Origin of the sequence: Pseudomonas sp. P9_2, assembly GCF_034008255.1 — a bacterium.
GTDB classification, from domain to species: Bacteria; Pseudomonadota; Gammaproteobacteria; order Pseudomonadales; family Pseudomonadaceae; genus Aquipseudomonas; species Aquipseudomonas synxantha_A.
Genome location: NZ_CP125376.1, coordinates 1,940,485 through 1,956,790, shown reverse-complemented (window position 1 = coordinate 1,956,790; position 16,306 = coordinate 1,940,485). Strand labels below are relative to the sequence as shown.

At 60.0% G+C, this 16,306-nt stretch carries 14 protein-coding genes; 4 read left to right on the top strand and 10 right to left on the bottom strand.

Annotated elements, in window-relative coordinates; translation table 11 throughout:
* The first annotated feature begins 553 nt into the window (after nt 1–553).
* Both QMK52_RS08575 and QMK52_RS08570 read left to right on the top strand, forming a co-directional pair.
* A complete protein-coding gene (locus QMK52_RS08575) occupies nt 554–1,930 on the top strand; it encodes a glutamine synthetase family protein (protein ID WP_003213894.1) in 1,377 nt (458 codons plus the stop codon).
* A 245-nt stretch (nt 1,931–2,175) separates the two neighbouring features.
* Nucleotides 2,176–2,838 carry a TetR/AcrR family transcriptional regulator gene (locus QMK52_RS08570; protein WP_194439523.1) on the top strand — a complete coding sequence of 221 codons (663 nt, stop codon included), beginning with the start codon at nt 2,176–2,178 and terminating at the stop codon, nt 2,836–2,838.
* A gap of 65 nt (nt 2,839–2,903) precedes the next feature.
* On the opposite strand, the gene QMK52_RS08565 is transcribed toward QMK52_RS08570, so the two are convergent.
* The 8 genes from QMK52_RS08565 to QMK52_RS08530 form a co-directional block, all read right to left on the bottom strand.
* On the bottom strand, nt 2,904–3,119 hold the full coding sequence (locus QMK52_RS08565) for a TOBE domain-containing protein (protein WP_003176783.1): 216 nt from the start codon (nt 3,117–3,119) through the stop codon (nt 2,904–2,906).
* Nucleotides 3,120–3,138: 19 nt separating this feature from the next.
* The gene (gene ssuB / locus QMK52_RS08560) at nt 3,139–3,945 is read right to left on the bottom strand and encodes an aliphatic sulfonates ABC transporter ATP-binding protein (RefSeq protein ID WP_005792359.1); all 807 of its coding nucleotides are present in this window, start codon (nt 3,943–3,945) and stop codon (nt 3,139–3,141) included.
* A complete protein-coding gene (gene ssuC / locus QMK52_RS08555) occupies nt 3,942–4,727 on the bottom strand; it encodes an aliphatic sulfonate ABC transporter permease SsuC (protein WP_320404012.1) in 786 nt (261 codons plus the stop codon). Before ssuC ends, ssuB begins: the two co-directional genes overlap by 4 nt.
* A 9-nt stretch (nt 4,728–4,736) precedes the next feature.
* Nucleotides 4,737–5,885, bottom strand: a complete 1,149-nt coding sequence (ssuD, locus tag QMK52_RS08550; protein WP_005792361.1) for an FMNH2-dependent alkanesulfonate monooxygenase — start codon at nt 5,883–5,885, stop codon at nt 4,737–4,739.
* Nucleotides 5,886–5,911: 26 nt separating this feature from the next.
* Nucleotides 5,912–6,880, bottom strand: a complete 969-nt coding sequence (locus QMK52_RS08545) for a sulfonate ABC transporter substrate-binding protein (RefSeq protein WP_032878852.1) — start codon at nt 6,878–6,880, stop codon at nt 5,912–5,914.
* Nucleotides 6,881–6,976: 96 nt separating this feature from the next.
* On the bottom strand, nt 6,977–7,570 hold the full coding sequence (gene ssuE / locus QMK52_RS08540; RefSeq protein WP_320404011.1) for an NADPH-dependent FMN reductase: 594 nt from the start codon (nt 7,568–7,570) through the stop codon (nt 6,977–6,979).
* Nucleotides 7,571–7,884: 314 nt separating this feature from the next.
* On the bottom strand, nt 7,885–8,523 hold the full coding sequence (locus tag QMK52_RS08535) for a peroxiredoxin (RefSeq protein ID WP_003195267.1): 639 nt from the start codon (nt 8,521–8,523) through the stop codon (nt 7,885–7,887).
* 273 nt (nt 8,524–8,796) lie between these two features.
* Nucleotides 8,797–10,140 carry an OprD family porin gene (locus tag QMK52_RS08530; protein ID WP_005792366.1) on the bottom strand — a complete coding sequence of 448 codons (1,344 nt, stop codon included), beginning with the start codon at nt 10,138–10,140 and terminating at the stop codon, nt 8,797–8,799.
* Between the two features lie 370 nt (nt 10,141–10,510).
* Between QMK52_RS08530 and tauA the strand changes: the two genes are divergently transcribed.
* The gene (gene tauA, locus QMK52_RS08525; RefSeq protein ID WP_005792367.1) at nt 10,511–11,497 is read left to right on the top strand and encodes a taurine ABC transporter substrate-binding protein; all 987 of its coding nucleotides are present in this window, start codon (nt 10,511–10,513) and stop codon (nt 11,495–11,497) included.
* A gap of 638 nt (nt 11,498–12,135) precedes the next feature.
* On the opposite strand, the gene argA is transcribed toward tauA, so the two are convergent.
* Nucleotides 12,136–13,434, bottom strand: coding sequence for an amino-acid N-acetyltransferase (gene argA / locus QMK52_RS08520; RefSeq protein WP_005792368.1), 1,299 nt, complete (start codon nt 13,432–13,434; stop codon nt 12,136–12,138).
* 133 nt (nt 13,435–13,567) lie between these two features.
* Nucleotides 13,568–14,716: an acetylornithine deacetylase gene (gene argE / locus QMK52_RS08515; protein ID WP_005792369.1), complete on the bottom strand. Its 1,149-nt coding sequence runs from the start codon at nt 14,714–14,716 to the stop codon at nt 13,568–13,570.
* A gap of 158 nt (nt 14,717–14,874) precedes the next feature.
* Between argE and QMK52_RS08510 the strand changes: the two genes are divergently transcribed.
* Nucleotides 14,875–16,242, top strand: coding sequence for an inorganic triphosphatase (locus QMK52_RS08510; protein WP_005792371.1), 1,368 nt, complete (start codon nt 14,875–14,877; stop codon nt 16,240–16,242).
* Nucleotides 16,243–16,306: the final 64 nt, after the last annotated feature.

Sequence of the window (16,306 nt, the reverse complement as noted above, 5' to 3'; positions counted from 1 at the left end):
CGTTGGTTGACGCAGCATCCGCGTCGTTTGTTCATTCAGGGTAGGAGCTTACCTGCCATTTGCCCATGGGTTGCATTCCTCACGCCAAAGTTGTGCAGAATCATGATCGGCACGGCGAATATGGGCGGGTGGGTGGCGCAGGCGTTGGCAAAGAGGAGGTCGGACGGGCCGTCAAGAATATTGGCCGGTGCGTGAGCATTCACGCGGGACGAACGGACTGCGCACAATGTGTGGCGCAAGCACGCAGAGACGCCGAATGGCGGCAGGTGAAACATGAAGCACCCCGGTATTATTGCTGTTATGGGTTTGAATCGAGCTTAGCCTTGTTCATTTTTTTACACAACACCCCCGTAAAAAATACAACACGGCCCGCTCAAGCCTGCAGGTCCAAAGACCTTTAAACCCAAAAAACCGCCCCAAAAAGCCCCAAAAAAGGCTTCATGGCGCTTTTTTAGGGCAAAAAATGCCTCGCTTGACTTCGGCAAGCCGTTCGGGTTGACTGAAACCAGAAAAGATCAATGATTGATATTTTTAACAACAAAGGTGTTGCATCATGTCGGTACCCCCGCGTGCCGTTCAGCTTAACGAAGCGAACGCGTTCCTTAAGGATCATCCTGAGGTTCTGTACGTAGACCTTCTAATTGCGGATATGAATGGTGTGGTGCGCGGCAAGCGCATCGAACGCACCAGCCTCCACAAGGTTTACGAGAAGGGCATTAACCTGCCTGCCTCTTTATTTGCCCTGGATATCAATGGCTCGACGGTGGAAAGCACCGGCCTGGGCCTGGACATCGGTGATGCTGACCGAATCTGTTATCCAATCCCCGACACCCTGTGCAATGAACCCTGGCAAAAGCGCCCTACCGCGCAATTGCTGATGACCATGCACGAACTTGAAGGTGAACCTTTCTTCGCCGACCCGCGCGAAGTGCTCCGCCAAGTTGTAAGCAAGTTTGACGACCTCGGTCTGACCATCTGCGCCGCCTTCGAGCTTGAGTTCTACCTGATCGACCAGGAGAACGTGAACGGCCGCCCACAACCGCCCCGCTCGCCGATCTCCGGCAAACGCCCGCACTCGACACAGGTCTACCTGATCGACGACCTCGACGAATACGTCGACTGCCTCCAGGACATTCTGGAAGGTGCCAAGGAGCAAGGCATTCCGGCCGATGCCATCGTCAAGGAAAGTGCCCCGGCGCAGTTCGAAGTGAACCTGCACCACGTGGCCGACCCGATCAAGGCCTGCGACTACGCAGTACTGCTCAAGCGCCTGATCAAGAACATCGCCTACGACCATGAGATGGACACCACCTTCATGGCCAAGCCTTACCCAGGGCAGGCAGGCAATGGGTTGCACGTACACATCTCCATTCTGGACAAGGACGGCAAGAACATCTTTGCCAGCGAGGATCCCGAGCAGAACGCCGCATTGCGTCACGCGATCGGCGGTGTGCTGGAGACCCTGCCCGCCCAAATGGCGTTCCTGTGCCCCAACGTCAACTCCTACCGTCGTTTCGGCGCGCAGTTCTATGTGCCGAACTCGCCGTGCTGGGGCCTGGACAACCGCACCGTAGCCATTCGCGTCCCCACCGGCTCGTCCGATGCCGTGCGTATCGAACACCGCGTGGCCGGTGCCGATGCCAACCCTTATCTGCTGATGGCTTCGGTCCTGGCGGGTGTACACCACGGTCTGACCAACAAGATCGAACCGGGCGCTCCGGTGGAAGGCAACAGCTACGAGCAGAACGAGCAAAGCCTGCCGAACAACCTGCGCGATGCCCTGCGCGAGTTGGACGACAGCGAGGTGATGGCCAAATACATCGATCCTAAATACATCGATATCTTTGTTGCCTGTAAGGAAAGCGAGCTGGAAGAGTTTGAACACTCCATCTCCGACCTTGAGTACAACTGGTACCTGCATACCGTGTAAGTGGTTGCGGCATTGAAGAAGCGCCACAGGCTTAGGGTCTGTGGCGCTTTTTTATGGGCTTATTCCGGGAGACCGAATTGGCCTCATCGGGAGCAAGTCGAATCGTCGCACCGCCCCTCCCACACTGACCGAGTTCCACATTTGGAATGGGGTCAACTGTGGGAGGGGGCTTGCTCCCGATGGCGGCCTGGAAGACAACACACCTCCCTGCTCATACAATGCCCGCTGCCTTGTAGGAGACATCCATGACCACCCGCCCCGCCGCCCCTCGCAAACCCCGCGCCCGCAGCCAGGCGCGGATCGACGCGATCCTGGACGCCGCCCGCGCCTTGCTGGCTGCCGAAGGCGTGGCCGGTTTGTCGATCTACAGCGTGGCCGAACGTGCGCAGATTCCGCCGTCGTCGGTGTATCACTTCTTCGCCAGCGTGCCGGCTTTGCTGGAGGCGTTGACCGCCCAGGTACACGCCGCCTTCCGCGCCGCCATCCAGGCGCCCATCGAACATGACTCACTCAAGCATTGGCGCGACCTGTCCTGCATCGTCGAACAGCGCATGCTCAACGTTTACGACCAGGACGCGGCTGCACGCCAGTTGATCCTGGCACAGCACGGGTTGACCGAGGTGACCCAGGCCGATCGTCAGCATGATCTGGAATTGGGGGACTTGATGCTGGAGGTGTTCAACCGCCATTTCGAAGTGCCGAGCTTGCCTAAGGACGTAGATGTATTTGCCCTGGCGCTGGAGTTGAGCGACCGCGTGTATGCGCGCTCGGTGCATCAGCACGGGCTGATTACGCCGCGCATGGCTGAGGAAGGAATGCGAGTGTTTGATGCCTATGTGGGGCTCTACTTACCCGCATATTTGTCCAAACGGGCCTCATCGCAGGCAAGCCAGCTCCCACATTTTTGATCTGTGAATACATTCAAATGTGGGAGCTGGCTTGCCTGCGATAGCGAGCTCAAGAGCGACGCGAATCACAATTTTGCAATCGACACCTCAGTCGATTTCACAAAGGCAATCACTTCACTGCCAATCACCAGCTCCAGCTCTTTCACCGAGCGAGTGGTAATCACCGAAGTAACGATGCCCGACGCCGTCTGCACATCGATCTCCGACAGCACGTCGCCAACCACGATTTCCTTGATGGTGCCTTTGAACTGGTTACGCACGTTGATGGCTTTAATAGTCATGATGTTTTTCCTGTGTGGGTTATTGAGCCCAACGCAATTGCGTCGGCAGCGGTGAAACAGGTTCGGGTTCCGGCGGTGAGCCGGGCAGCGACAGCACGCGGTTGAGCACCTCGGCCTCCAACGCGGCCAGGCGGTGTGAACCACGGGCCCGTGGGCGCGGCAGGTCGACGGCGAGGTCGAGGCCGATTTCGCCGTCTTCGATCAGAATCACACGGTCGGCAATCGCCACGGCTTCGCTGACATCGTGGGTCACCAGCAACACAGTGAAACCGTGCTTGCGCCAGAGGTTCTCGATCAGTTGCTGCATCTCGATGCGGGTCAGGGCGTCCAGTGCGCCCAGCGGCTCATCGAGCAGCAACAGGCGCGGTTGGTGAATCAACGCGCGCGCCAGGGCCACGCGCTGCTTCTGGCCACCGGACAAGGCCGCCGGCCATTCATTGGCGCGCTCGGCCAGGCCCACCGCTTCGAGGGCCTCCAGCGCCCTGGGGCGCCAGTTGCCCGTAAGGCCAAGGCCGACGTTGTCGATGATCTTTTTCCACGGCAGCAAACGCGCTTCCTGGAACATCAATCGTGTGTCTTCAATCGCCTCGTGCAGCGGCGCGGAGCCGGCCAGCAGCTCGCCGCCACTGGCCTTGTCCAGCCCCGCCAGCAGGCGCAACAAGGTACTCTTGCCGCAGCCGCTGCGACCGACCACGGCCACGAATTGACCGGCCGGAATATGCAGGTCGATGTCCTTGAGCACTTCGCGAGTGCCGAAGGATTTGCGCAACTTGCGCACCGCCAGGGGAATGCCCTTGAGCAGGCGCGGGGGTTGTTGAGCTGTCATGCCGCACCTCCTTTGACTTGATACGCCGGGTGCCAACGCAGCCATACCCGTTCCAGGCCACGCGCCGCCAGGTCGGCGAGTTTGCCGAGGATCGCGTACATCACGATGGCCAGCACCACCACATCGGTTTGCAGGAACTCACGGGCATTCATCGCCAGGTAACCGATGCCGGAACTGGCCGAGATGGTTTCCGCCACGATCAGCGTCAGCCACATAAAGCCCAGGGCAAAGCGCACGCCCACCAGGATCGACGGCAGCGCGCCAGGCAGGGTGACTTGCCAGAACAGGCTGAACCCCGACAGGCCATAGCTGCGCGACATTTCCACCAGCGCCGGGTCGACGTTGCGGATACCGTGATAGGTGTTCAGGTAGATCGGGAACAAGGTGCCCAGGGCCACCAGGAAAATCTTCGCGGTCTCGTCAATGCCGAACCACAGGATCACCAGTGGAATCAGCGCCAGGTGCGGCACGTTGCGGATCATCTGCACCGAGCTGTCCAGCAGGCGCTCGCCCCACTTCGACAACCCGGTGATAAAGCCCAGGGCCAGGCCGATGCTGCCACCAATCACAAAGCCCAGGCCGGCACGCCAGCCGCTGATGGCCAGGTGCGTCCAGATTTCGCCACTGACCACCAGGTTGACCCCGGCTTCGATCACAGCACTTGGCGCCGGCAAAATGCGCGTCGACAACCACCCCGCCGACACCGACAACTGCCACACCGCCAGCAACAAGATCGGCAGCACCCAGGGCGCCACGCGATGGCTGATTTTTTCAAAGTCCATAACGGCGCCTCAACTCTGTGACGCAGCTTTGGGAAGGATGTCGTTGGCGACCATCTCGCCAAACGGGCTGACGTAACCGGCGCTTTTGGGCAACTCGGGACGTTCGATATCCAGATGCGGAAACAACAGTTCGGCGACCCGATACGACTCTTCCAGGTGTGGATAACCGGAGAAGATAAAGGTGTCGATACCCAGGTCCGCGTATTCCTTGACCCGCGCCGCCACGGTAGGGCCATCGCCGACCAGCGCCGTGCCTGCTCCGCCACGTACCAGGCCGACGCCGGCCCACAGGTTGGGGCTGACTTCCAGGTTGTCACGGCTACCGCCATGCAAAGCGGCCATGCGTTGCTGACCGACCGAATCGAAACGCGCCAGGGACGCCTGGGCGCGGGCAATGGTGTCGTCGTCCAGGTGGGAGATCAGTTTGTCGGCGGCTTTCCAGGCCTCTTCGTTGGTCTCACGCACGATCACATGCAGGCGAATGCCGAAGCGCAGGGTACGCCCGAGCTTCTCGGCCTTGGCGCGCACTTGGGCAATTTTTTCCGCCACGGCGGCCGGTGGCTCGCCCCAGGTCAGGACCATTTCCACCTGCTCGGCCGCCAGGTCCTGGGCCGCTTCGGAAGAACCGCCGAAGTACAGCGGCGGGCGCGGTTGCTGGACCGGTGGGTAGAGCAGCTTGGCGCCTTTGACGCTGATGTGCTCGCCGTCGTAGTCCACGGTTTCGCCTTCCAGCACGCGGCGCCAGATGCGCGTGAACTCCACCGAGGCCTGATAGCGTTCTTCGTGGCTGAGGAACAAGCCGTCGCCGGCCAGCTCTTCCGGGTCACCACCAGTTACCAGGTTGAACAACGCTCGGCCACCGGACAGGCGGTCCAGGGTCGCAGCCTGGCGTGCGGCCACCGTTGGCGAAATGATCCCGGGGCGCAGTGCGACCAGGAACTTCAAGCGCTGAGTCACGGGAATCAGCGAGGCGGCCACCAGCCAGGAGTCTTCGCAAGAGCGCCCGGTAGGGATCAACACCCCGCCGAAACCCAGCCGGTCGGCGGCCTGGGCCACTTGTTGCAGGTAACCGTGATCGACGGCGCGAGCGCCTTCAGCGGTGCCAAGGTAATGGCCGTCGCCGTGGGTAGGCAGGAACCAGAAAATATTGAGGCTCATTGGAGTTGTCTCCTGAAGAAATCGAATTAAGGCGCTTTGGCAACAGCGGCAGGCGGCGTCCAGATCACGTCCTTGATGCTCAAGGGTTTGGGGATCAATTTGAGCTGATAGAAGCTGTCGGCGATTTTCTGTTGGGCGGCGACCACTTCCGGGGTCAGGAACAGCGCACCGTAGCCCTGGCGTTTCACCGAGGTCAGGGTGATGTCGGCGGGCAGGCCCAGCAGTGGCGCCACTTGTTCGGTGACTTCCTGCGGGTTGGCCTTGGACCACTCGCCCACCGCGCGCACTTCTTCCACCAGCGCCCTGATCACTTCAGGGTGCTGTTCGGCGTAGGGTTTGGTGGCCAGGTAGAACTGGTGGTTGTCGGCAATACCGGTGCCGTCGCGCAGGGTGCGCGCTTGCAATTGTTTCTCGGCGGCGGCCTGGTAAGGGTCCCAGATCACCCAGGCATCCACGCTGCCGCGCTCGAACGCAGCACGCGCATCGGCCGGCGGCAGGAACACCGTCTTCACGTCGGTGTAGTTGAGGCCGGCATCTTCCAAAGCGCGCACCAACAAGTAGTGCACGTTGGAGCCTTTGTTGAGCACCACCTTTTTGCCTTTTAACTCTGCCACCGATTTGATCGGTGAGTCTTTGGGCACCAGGATCGCTTCACTGGTGGGCGCCGGCGGTTCGTAGGCAACGTAGAGCAGATCCGCGCCGGCCGCCTGGGCAAACACCGGCGGGGTTTCACCGGTGACGCCAAAGTCGATGGAGCCGACATTCAGGCCCTCAAGCAATTGCGGGCCACCGGGGAACTCGGTCCACTGCACCTGCACGCCCTGTGCGGCCAGGCGTTTTTCCAGGGTGCCCTTGGCCTTGAGCAGCACCAGGGTGCCGTATTTCTGATAACCGATCCGCAGGGTCTCGGCGGCTTGGGCTTGAACGATGGCGCCGAAGGACACAGCCGCAGCAAACAGTGCGACCAGACCACGACGCAAGATGACAGTGCGCATGGCGCTCTCTCCACAGTTGCGATTAGGGTTTTGGCTGCACCTGCTTGGCCGTTGGCGGCTGAGTAAGGTGAGTATTTCTCGATTCGGGGGTAAGGCTCAGATGCTCCAGCGAGCACTCAACAAACGTTCATTCAACACGTCCGGATCCAGCGGTTTCGGGCGCCGCGCCATGGCGCTGTAGAGCTGCTCCAGGGCTTCGTGCAAACGTTTCTCAAGCACCGGCACCAACTGCGCCTGGACGCTGCCTTCGCCGTAAGCGATCTGGCTGTCTTCGGCGAAAATGCCGTGGAGCAATTCCTGGGCTTTGAGAGCCGACAGCACCGGCTTCAGGGCGTAGTCCACCGCCAGCATGTGGGCAATGCTGCCGCCGGTAGCCATCGGCAATACCACCTTATGGGCCAGGGCACGTTCGGGCAGCAGGTCCAGCACGGTTTTCAGCGCACCGGAGAACGATGCCTTGTACACCGGTGTGGCGATCACCAGGCCGTCGGCATTGGCGACCTGTTGCAGCAGGTCGATGACCTTGGGGCTGTCGAACCGTGCGTGCAGCAAATCTTCAGCCGGGAAGTCGCGTATCTGATAACTCACCACCTCTACGCCCTGCTCTTGCAGCCACTGACGGGTTTTATCCAGCAACACCCCGGAGCGCGAACGCTGGCTGGGACTGCCTCCAAGTGTTACGACCAGCATGTAGGAAATTCCTTGAGCAAGTGTCGGCGTTTCGCTGTGCAGCGATGGCGCCAAGATGGAACAGACCATATCAGTAGATTTATATATCTATAAATCTTATTTATTCATTTGTTTATTCCATAAATACATAAGCGTTCAACCAATCGCCAGGCGAAAAAAAAGGCCGTCAAAACGGCCTGAAAACCCCTGCTGTGTGAGACGGTTTGCAACTTGATGCCTTTGCTGTTCATGAGGCCGCCATCGCGGGCAAGCCCGGCTCCCACAGGGGAATGCGGTCAACTGTGGGAGCCGGGCCCGCGATGGCGATATCCGCCTTAACGATTGGGTTGTGGGGTAAGGCGCAGGTACGGCTTCACCGCGCGATAGCCCTTGGGAAAGCGTTTCTTGATCTCTTCCTCGTCCTTGAGCGACGGCACGATCACTACCTCATCCCCATCCTGCCAGTTGGCCGGCGTGGCGACCTTGTGGTTGTCGGTCAGTTGCAGCGAGTCGATCACCCGCAGGATTTCATGGAAGTTGCGCCCGGTACTGGCCGGGTAGGTGATAGTCAGGCGGATCTTTTTGTTCGGGTCGATCACGAACAAGGAGCGCACGGTGAGGGTGTCACTGGCGTTGGGATGGATCAGGTCGTAGAGGTCCGAGACCTTGCGGTCGGCGTCGGCCAGGATCGGGAAGTTGACCACGGTGTTCTGGGTCTCATTGATGTCTTCGATCCACTTGTGATGCGAGTCCACCGGGTCTACCGACAGGGCGATGGCCTTGACGCCACGTTTGGCAAACTCGTCCTTGAGCTTGGCGGTGAAGCCCAGCTCGGTGGTGCACACCGGGGTGAAGTCTGCCGGGTGGGAAAACAACACACCCCAGCTGTCGCCCAGCCATTCGTGGAAGCGAATCTTGCCGGCGCTGGAATCCTGTTCGAAGTCGGGGGCGATGTCGCCCAGTCTTAGGCTCATGGTGTGGCTCCTGATGAGTGCTTATGGAGCCCACTGTGCATGGATTTGAAATTATTTAAAAAGAATAAATATAGATTTATCTAGACGATAAAGGAATATTAAAAATGTGTTCATTGGACTTGGGCACAAGCGAAGATCAACATGGTTTTCAAGGTTCGAGAAGGCCTTGAGTCGCTGTAGTAAAGAGGGTTTCAGGAAGGGCTTGCGGGGGTTGAGCCCGACTTGAAAGCAGTACACCTTGCCCGGCATTGCGCCGGGCAAGGCTTTACAGGCTTACAACAGCGGGATCGAGTAGCTGACGATCAGGCGGTTTTCGTCCTGGTTACGTGCGTTGGCGATGTCGCTGCGCCACATAGCGTTTTTCCACGCCACGCCGACGTTTTTCAGCGGACCTTCCGGTACGACGTAGGCAACAGTGATGTCACGTTCCCACTCGGACTGGCCGGTGAACTCGGCACGGTTGCTGGCAACGGTGTCGATATGATCACCCTTCAGGTAAACCACACCAGCGGTCAGGCCAGGTACGCCCACCTTGGCGAAGTCGTAGGAGTAGCGAGCTTGCCAGGTACGCTCGCCGGCACGGGCGAACTTCTGGATCTGCATGTCGGTAGTGATGTAGGCCGACGAGCCGTCACCCTGGTTCAGCCAAGGGAAGTCGCTGCTGCCGTTGCTGACCTGGTAACCGCCACCGAAGGTGTGACCGGCAACCGAGTACAGGAACAGGCCGCTGTACAGGTTGTTGTCGACTTTGCCACGACCGGAGTTGACGCCACCGTAGTTGCCTGTGGAGAAGTAGGCGGACTGGTTGCCGTTGTTACCATCGTCGGAGCTGTTGAAGTAACGCAGATCAGACTTCAGCACGCCAGGGCCGATAGCCCAGTTGTGGGTCAGGCCCAGGAAGTGTTGCTTGTAGAAATCTTCCAGGTTGCCGTAGTAGTACTGGGCGGTCAGGTCCTTGGTGATCTTGTAGTCACCACCGGCGTAGTAGAACTTGTTGCTCGAACGCCAGTTCGCACCGCGGCTGTTGGCGCCGGAGATGGACAGGCTTTCGTTGTTGCTGGAGTTACGGCCTTTGGCTTTTTCGATCTGGCCGGCAACCAGGGTCAGGTCCTTGATGTCGCTGGAGGTGATCTGGCCACCCTGGAAGGTCTGCGGCAGCATACGACCATCGTTGGTCACGATGACCGGCAGCTTGGGCTGCAAGGTACCCAGCTTCAGTTCGGTCTGGGAGATCTTCGCTTTGGCGGTCAGGCCCAGGCTGGAGTAGTTATCAACGGCTTCGCCATTGGACTTGCTCGGGAAGATGGTGCCGCCATACGAGCTGGCGGTCGCGCCGTTGGTGCCGCCGCCGGAATCCAGGCGAACACCCAGCAGGCCGATAGCGTCAAGACCGAAGCCGACGGTGCCTTGGGTGTAACCGGAGATGAAACGCAGATCGAAGCCTTGGCCCCACTCTTCGTTCTTGCTCGGGTTAGCCGTGCCTTCGCGGTTGTCAGTGTTGATGTAGAAGTTACGCAGGCCCAGTGTGGCCTTGCTGTCTTCGATGAAACCGGCGGCGCCTGCTTGCTGGGCGATTGCGCCCAAAGCTACAGCCACAGCCAAGGTGGACTTCTTCATGTACCGCTCCTCTCGTTTCTAATTTTTGTATTTCTTTGGCCCCGGGTCTGACGCCCTGGATCCACAGATGCGCGATTAGCGCCAGATAGTGACTAGCAAGTCAATCGTAACCTTGTGTGTCTACTACCTTCGTCTAATCGCAGTTGATTTGGTCCCTGCAGGGTAATGAGTTTTTCATACACCCAAAAAGAATTGTTTCATTCTTTTTCATACGATTCGGGAATAAGCGGATGCGTGAAGCGGGTGGGTCGAGTGACACGAACCGCTCCATAAGCTAATTCCTAAAGGGTATTTACCAGTGCTTTTTTAGATCGATTAGTGTGACGGTACGGTTGCATACGTCACTCACGATCAAAAAGGCGACGCCATCATGGCCAAACGCACATCCTCCCGTCAATTTGTTACAGTTTTTGTATCGGTATTACTTTCTTTTGGTGTCAGCGCAGCCGATTTGACGGTCGGCTACCAGACCGGCATCGATCCCAGCAAAGTCCCCCAGGCCGACGGCCTCTACGAAAAAACCATTGGTGAGAAAATCGCCTGGCGCCGGTTCAACAGTGGGCCGGAGGTGGTCACGGCCATTGCATCGGGTGATGTACAAATCGGCAACCTCGGTTCCAGCCCCCTCGCCGCAGCCGCTTCGCGCAATCTACCCATCGTCGCGTTTATCGTATCGGCACAGATCAACGCTTCTGAAGCCCTGGTAGTGCGTAATGGCAGTGGCATCGACAAACCCGAAGACCTGATCGGCAAAACCATCGCCACACCCTTCGTCTCAACCTCCCACTACAGCCTGCTCGGCGCCCTGAAGCATTGGGGGCTGGACACTAAGCAAGTCAAAGTGGTGAACCTGCAACCGGCCGAGATCGCCGCCGCCTGGAAGCGCGGTGATATCGACGGCGCATTCGTGTGGTCACCGGCCCTGGGCGAAATCCGCAAGACCGGCAAAACCCTGACCGATGCGGCGCAGGTGGGCCAGTGGGGCGCACCGACGTTTGAAGTGTGGGTCGCGCGCAAGGATTTCGCGGAAAAACATCCTGAGGTAGTGGCCAGGTTCGCCAAGGTCACCCTCGATTCATTCGCCGACTATGCCGCGCATAAAGACAGTTGGACGGTGGATTCGGAACCGGTGCAGAAGATCGCCAAATTGACGGGCTCCAACGCCGTCGACATTCCAGAGCTGCTGGCCGGCACGACGTTCCCCGATGCACAGGCGCAGCAGACCGAAGCACTGCTCAAGGGCGGCACGGCGAAGGCGATTGGGGAGACGGCGAAGTTCTTGAAGGAGCAAGGCAAGGTGGAGACGGTGTTGCCGGATTATTCGGCCTATGTGACCGACAAATTCATCACACAATAAATACAGTCTTCGGTGGGAGCTGGCTTGCCTGCGATGCCAGCATCTCGGTCGTTCAGATAAACCGAGGCGCTGCTATCGCAGCATAGGTATCTACACAACTTCGGCACGACGCTAAATCTGTGGCGAGGGAGCTTGCTCCCGTGACGGCCTGACAGCCGGCGCATATCCATCTGACGCTCCGAAATCCAAATGTGGGAGCTGGCTTGCCTGCGAAGACGGCCTAACAGTCAACACAGTTGGGCCGTGTACATATCCATTCCTGCGGTAACGGCCACCTAGGGTTCCGCTCTGACAGCGGCTCACTTTTGAAAAGCGCAAAAGTAAGCAAAACGCTCTTACCCCACCACTCGGCACCTCGCTTAGGCTCGGTGTGCCCGAACGCAGGCTTGAATCCGTGGGCCGCCGCCACGCGCCATCCATGGCGCGGGGCGGCTAACCCGGCGTCCTGCCGGGTTACCCACGAATTCAAGCCTGCGTTCGGCCAGCGTGGTTTAACGGGGCGCCTGAGATCAAGATCAAAAGCAGATCAAGATCTACAGCGGCTCGCTTCGCATCGTGGTTACCGTTGGCGCTACAGAGTTGTGTAGATACCTATGGCTATCGCAGGCAAGCCAGCTCCCACACAGAGCCGTACTCTTTTACAGGGCCTTTTCAAAGATCTTGGAGTTGCGCTGATAGTTGTACAGCGACGCACGCGCCGACGGCAGGCGGTCCACGCTGCTCGGCACAAAACCGCGCTCACGGAACCAGTGGGCCGTGCGCGTGGTGAGCACGAACAAGGTCTTCAACCCCTGCGCACGTGCACGGGTCTGGATGCGTTCGAGCAACACATCGCCGCGCGCGCCGTGGCGGTACTCCGGGTTAACCGCCAGGCACGCCAGCTCGCCCGCATCCGAATCCGCAATCTGATACAGCGCTGCGCACGCGATGATCATGCCTTCGCGCTCGACCACGCTGAACTGTTCGATCTCCCGCTCCAGCACTTCCCGCGAACGACGCACCAGAATGCCCTGCTCTTCCAGCGGACTGATCAGGTCCAGCAAACCGCCGACGTCTTCAATCGCCGCTTCACGCACCAGTTCGAATTGCTCCTGGGCCACCAGCGTACCGCCGCCGTCACGGGTAAACAGCTCGGTGAGCAAGGCGCCATCTTCGGCGTAGCTGACGATATGGCTGCGCCCTACTCCACCCCGACAGGCTTCGGCAGCGGCATCGAGCAGCTCGGCTTGATAGTTGCTGCCCAGGCGTTGCAGGTGCGCAGGCACTTGCTGTGGGCGCAATTCACGTACCAGACGGCCGTTCTCATCGATCAGGCCGGGATCGGCGCCGAACAGCAGCAATTTGTCGGCACCCAGGTCGATGGCGGCGCGGGTGGCGACGTCTTCGCAGGCCAGGTTGAAGATTTCACCGGTAGGCGAGTAACCCAACGGCGACAACAACACGATAGAGCGCTCGTCCAGCAGGCGGTTGATGCCCTTGCGGTCGACCCGGCGTACTTCGCCGGTGTGGTGATAGTCAACGCCCTCAAGCACGCCAATCGGCCGCGCCGTCACCAGGTTGCCGCTGGCCACGCGCAGGCGCGAGCCCTGCATGGGCGACGAGGCCATGTCCATGGACAGGCGCGCTTCGATGGCGATACGCAGATGGCCGACCGCGTCGATCACGCACTCCAGCGTCGCCGCATCGGTGATCCGCAAGCCTTCGTGGTAAGCCGGGGTCAGGCCGCGTGCTTCAAGGCGGGTTTCAATCTGCGGACGCGAACCGTGCACCAGCACCAGCCGCACACCCAGGCTGTGGAGCAGCACCAGGTCGTGGACGATATTGCCGAAGTTGGGATGTTCCACACCGTCGCCAGGCAGCATGACCACAAAGGTGCAGTCGCGGTGGGCGTTGATATAGGGCGAAGCGTGACGAAGCCAATTAACGTATTCGGGCATAACACCTGGGCCTGTAATAAAAAGCAGCCGAAAAAGGATGAGTCGCAAAAACGCACAGCGGGCTGATGGTTATCGTCGGAACAGGCTTGGCGACACGCTCGCTCTCCTTATGTACGAATGGGCAAAGGTTAATTTATGCAGGTTTCAGGCAGTAATGTTCGATCAGTTCCCGCAATAGACGCACTGTAGGCGTCAAGCGTGACATTTCGAGGTACTCGCCCGGCTGGTGGGCGCAGGCGATGTCGCCGGGGCCAAGCACCAGGGTTTCACAACCAAGGCGCTGAAGATAAGGCGCTTCGGTGCCGAACGCTACTGCTTCGGCACGATGACCGGTCAACCGTTCCGCCACCCGCACCAACTCGGTGTCTTCGGGCTGCTCGAAAGGCGGCACTTCGGGGAATAGCGGCGCGTAGTCGATCTTGACCTTATGACGCTCGGCCAAGGGTTCGAGCTTCTGCCGGATCGCCGCACGCAGCACCTCGGGGTCCATGCCCGGCAAAGGTCGCAGGTCGAACTCCAGGGAGCACTGGCCGCAGATGCGATTAGGGTTGTCGCCGCCGTGGATACAGCCGAAGTTCATGGTCGGCTGCGGCACGCTGAATTGCGCGTTGCGGTATTCGCGCTGCCAGGCCAGGCGCAGGCCGCGCAGTTCGCCGATGGCATCGTGCATGGCTTCGAGGGCGCTGTGGCCCAGGCTTGGGTCCGACGAGTGGCCGCTGCGGCCGAGGATGTCGATGCGCTCCATCATCACGCCTTTGTGCAGGCGGATCGGCTTGAGCCCAGTTGGCTCGCCAATCACCGCCGCCCGTCCCAACGGCCTCCCCGCCTCGGCCAGGGCACGCGCGCCGGACATGGAGCTTTCCTCGTCACAGGTGGCGAGGATCAGCAGCGGCTGCTTGAACGGCTGGTCGAGCAACGGCAACACCGCTTCAATGGCCAGGGCAAAAAATCCTTTCATGTCGCAACTGCCCAGCCCCACCCAACGACCATCGACTTCCGTCAGCTTGAGCGGATCGGTCTTCCACAGTGCCGCATCATAAGGAACCGTATCGCTATGGCCCGCCAACACCAAGCCACCGGGGCCGCTGCCGAAACTGGCGAGCAGGTTGAACTTGCCAGGGCTGACTTGCTGGATGTCGATAGCGAAACCCAGGTCGCCCAGCCACGCGGCGAGCAGATCGATCACCGGGCGGTTGGTCTGGTCGAGAGACGCTTGGGTGCAACTCACCGACGGCGCGGCGATCAAGGCGGCGAACTGCTCTTTCATGGACGGTAACGGCATGCGCGGTCTCCCAACTTCCCGGATGAATCTCACTATAGAGGCATCTGCCCAATACAATAAACCGTTGCGGCACGTTGCCGGGCTCAGTCCTGTACACTGCACGACCTTGGCAGCCACACTTTTCCCCGGCTGCGCTCCCGATCCTGGATTTTCCGGCCATGCAGAAAGAAACCGAAATCAAGCTCCGCGTCAGCCGCGAAACACTCGCCGCGCTACGTGAGCACCCGCTACTGAAAAAACGCAACAAAAGTGGCTGGGAACGCCGTGAGTTGATGAATCAGTACTTCGACACCCCCGAGCGCGACCTGGCGCAGGCCAAGGTCGCCCTGCGCCTGCGCAAGGACGGTGACGACATCATTCAAACCCTCAAGACACGTGGCCAAAGCGTCGCCGGCTTGTCGGAACGCAACGAGTACAACTGGGACCTGCCCAAAGCCAAACTCGATGTGAAGAAACTCGACGGCGAGTGCTGGCCCGAGCAACTGGCCGAGTTGGACAAAAAGACCCTCAAGCCGATCTTCACCACCGACTTCGTGCGTGAACGCGCCGAAATCGCCTGGGGCCGTGGCAAGGCCAAGGTGGTGATCGAAGCCGCCCTGGACCTGGGCCATGTGGTGGTCGGCAAGCAGAAGGAAGAAATCTGCGAGCTGGAACTGGAATTGCGCGAAGGCGAACCCGCCGCCCTGCTGGAGCTGGCCGCCGAACTGGCTGCGACCCTGGCCCTGATGCCCTGTGACATCAGCAAAGCCGAGCGCGGCTACCGCCTGTATGACGCGAGCAGCTACTCCTTGAGCCTGCCGGCACCGCAGATCCACGCCGAAATGCCTTTGGATGATGCTTTCGCCGCAATCATGTGGCACCTGTTGGGCAGCAGCCAGCGCCTGGCCGAGCAATACCGTTTCAACGGCCACTGGCGCTTGCTGCAGGACTGGGTCGAGAACCTGGGTGAGTTGCGCGCGCTGATCGGCAGCCTCGGCCAGGCCGCGCCGCGCCAATCCACCAGCGAACTGCGCAGCGCCCTGGATGCACTGCTGGAAGACTGGCGTCCGCTGGTCCAGGCCGGTGACGACGATGAAGACATTCGCAAAGCCGCGCCGGAGCAGTTCATTGAAGAGTTGCAAGACGTACGCTGGGGCCTGTTCTCACTGAACACCTCGCGCTGGCTGCTGGCCCGCACCTGGACCGCCGAGCGTAACGTGCGCGGCAACCGCCAGGGCGCTGCGCAAATCACCAACTGGCTGCCACGCCTGCTGGCCGACGACGCCGTCGCCCTGCAACTGCCGCGCTACCAGCAACAGCCCGAAGACCTGGCCGAGCAACTGCCGCGCATCGAACGCATCCAGGCCTGGCTGCACCATGCGCGCCATGTGGTAGACATTGCGGAACTGGACCGTTTGTACGGCGAGCTGAACAAGCTGGCGCAGTTGGCTAACCAGCCGATCACCGATGAATCGCTGGATGCGCGTATGCACCAGGCGATTGCGGTGTATCAGAACCGGGCCTGGAAGACCCTCCTGCGCCTGTAAAAACGCCATCGGGAGCAAGCCCCCTCCCACATTGTGTGGGAGGGGGCTTGCTCCCGATGAGGCC

Bases quoted from the DNA above. Each gene is read 5' to 3' on its own strand.
- QMK52_RS08575 (WP_003213894.1), top strand. From the start codon at position 554: ATGTCGGTACCCCCGCGTGCCGTTCAGCTTAACGAAGCGAACGCGTTC.
- QMK52_RS08570 (WP_194439523.1), top strand. From the start codon at position 2,176: ATGACCACCCGCCCCGCCGCCCCTCGCAAACCCCGCGCCCGCAGCCAG.
- QMK52_RS08565 (WP_003176783.1), bottom strand. From the start codon at position 3,119: ATGACTATTAAAGCCATCAACGTGCGTAACCAGTTCAAAGGCACCATC.
- ssuB (WP_005792359.1), bottom strand. From the start codon at position 3,945: ATGACAGCTCAACAACCCCCGCGCCTGCTCAAGGGCATTCCCCTGGCG.
- ssuC (WP_320404012.1), bottom strand. From the start codon at position 4,727: ATGGACTTTGAAAAAATCAGCCATCGCGTGGCGCCCTGGGTGCTGCCG.
- ssuD (WP_005792361.1), bottom strand. From the start codon at position 5,885: ATGAGCCTCAATATTTTCTGGTTCCTGCCTACCCACGGCGACGGCCAT.
- QMK52_RS08545 (WP_032878852.1), bottom strand. From the start codon at position 6,880: ATGCGCACTGTCATCTTGCGTCGTGGTCTGGTCGCACTGTTTGCTGCG.
- ssuE (WP_320404011.1), bottom strand. From the start codon at position 7,570: ATGCTGGTCGTAACACTTGGAGGCAGTCCCAGCCAGCGTTCGCGCTCC.
- QMK52_RS08535 (WP_003195267.1), bottom strand. From the start codon at position 8,523: ATGAGCCTAAGACTGGGCGACATCGCCCCCGACTTCGAACAGGATTCC.
- QMK52_RS08530 (WP_005792366.1), bottom strand. From the start codon at position 10,140: ATGAAGAAGTCCACCTTGGCTGTGGCTGTAGCTTTGGGCGCAATCGCC.
- tauA (WP_005792367.1), top strand. From the start codon at position 10,511: ATGGCCAAACGCACATCCTCCCGTCAATTTGTTACAGTTTTTGTATCG.
- argA (WP_005792368.1), bottom strand. From the start codon at position 13,434: ATGCCCGAATACGTTAATTGGCTTCGTCACGCTTCGCCCTATATCAAC.
- argE (WP_005792369.1), bottom strand. From the start codon at position 14,716: ATGCCGTTACCGTCCATGAAAGAGCAGTTCGCCGCCTTGATCGCCGCG.
- QMK52_RS08510 (WP_005792371.1), top strand. From the start codon at position 14,875: ATGCAGAAAGAAACCGAAATCAAGCTCCGCGTCAGCCGCGAAACACTC.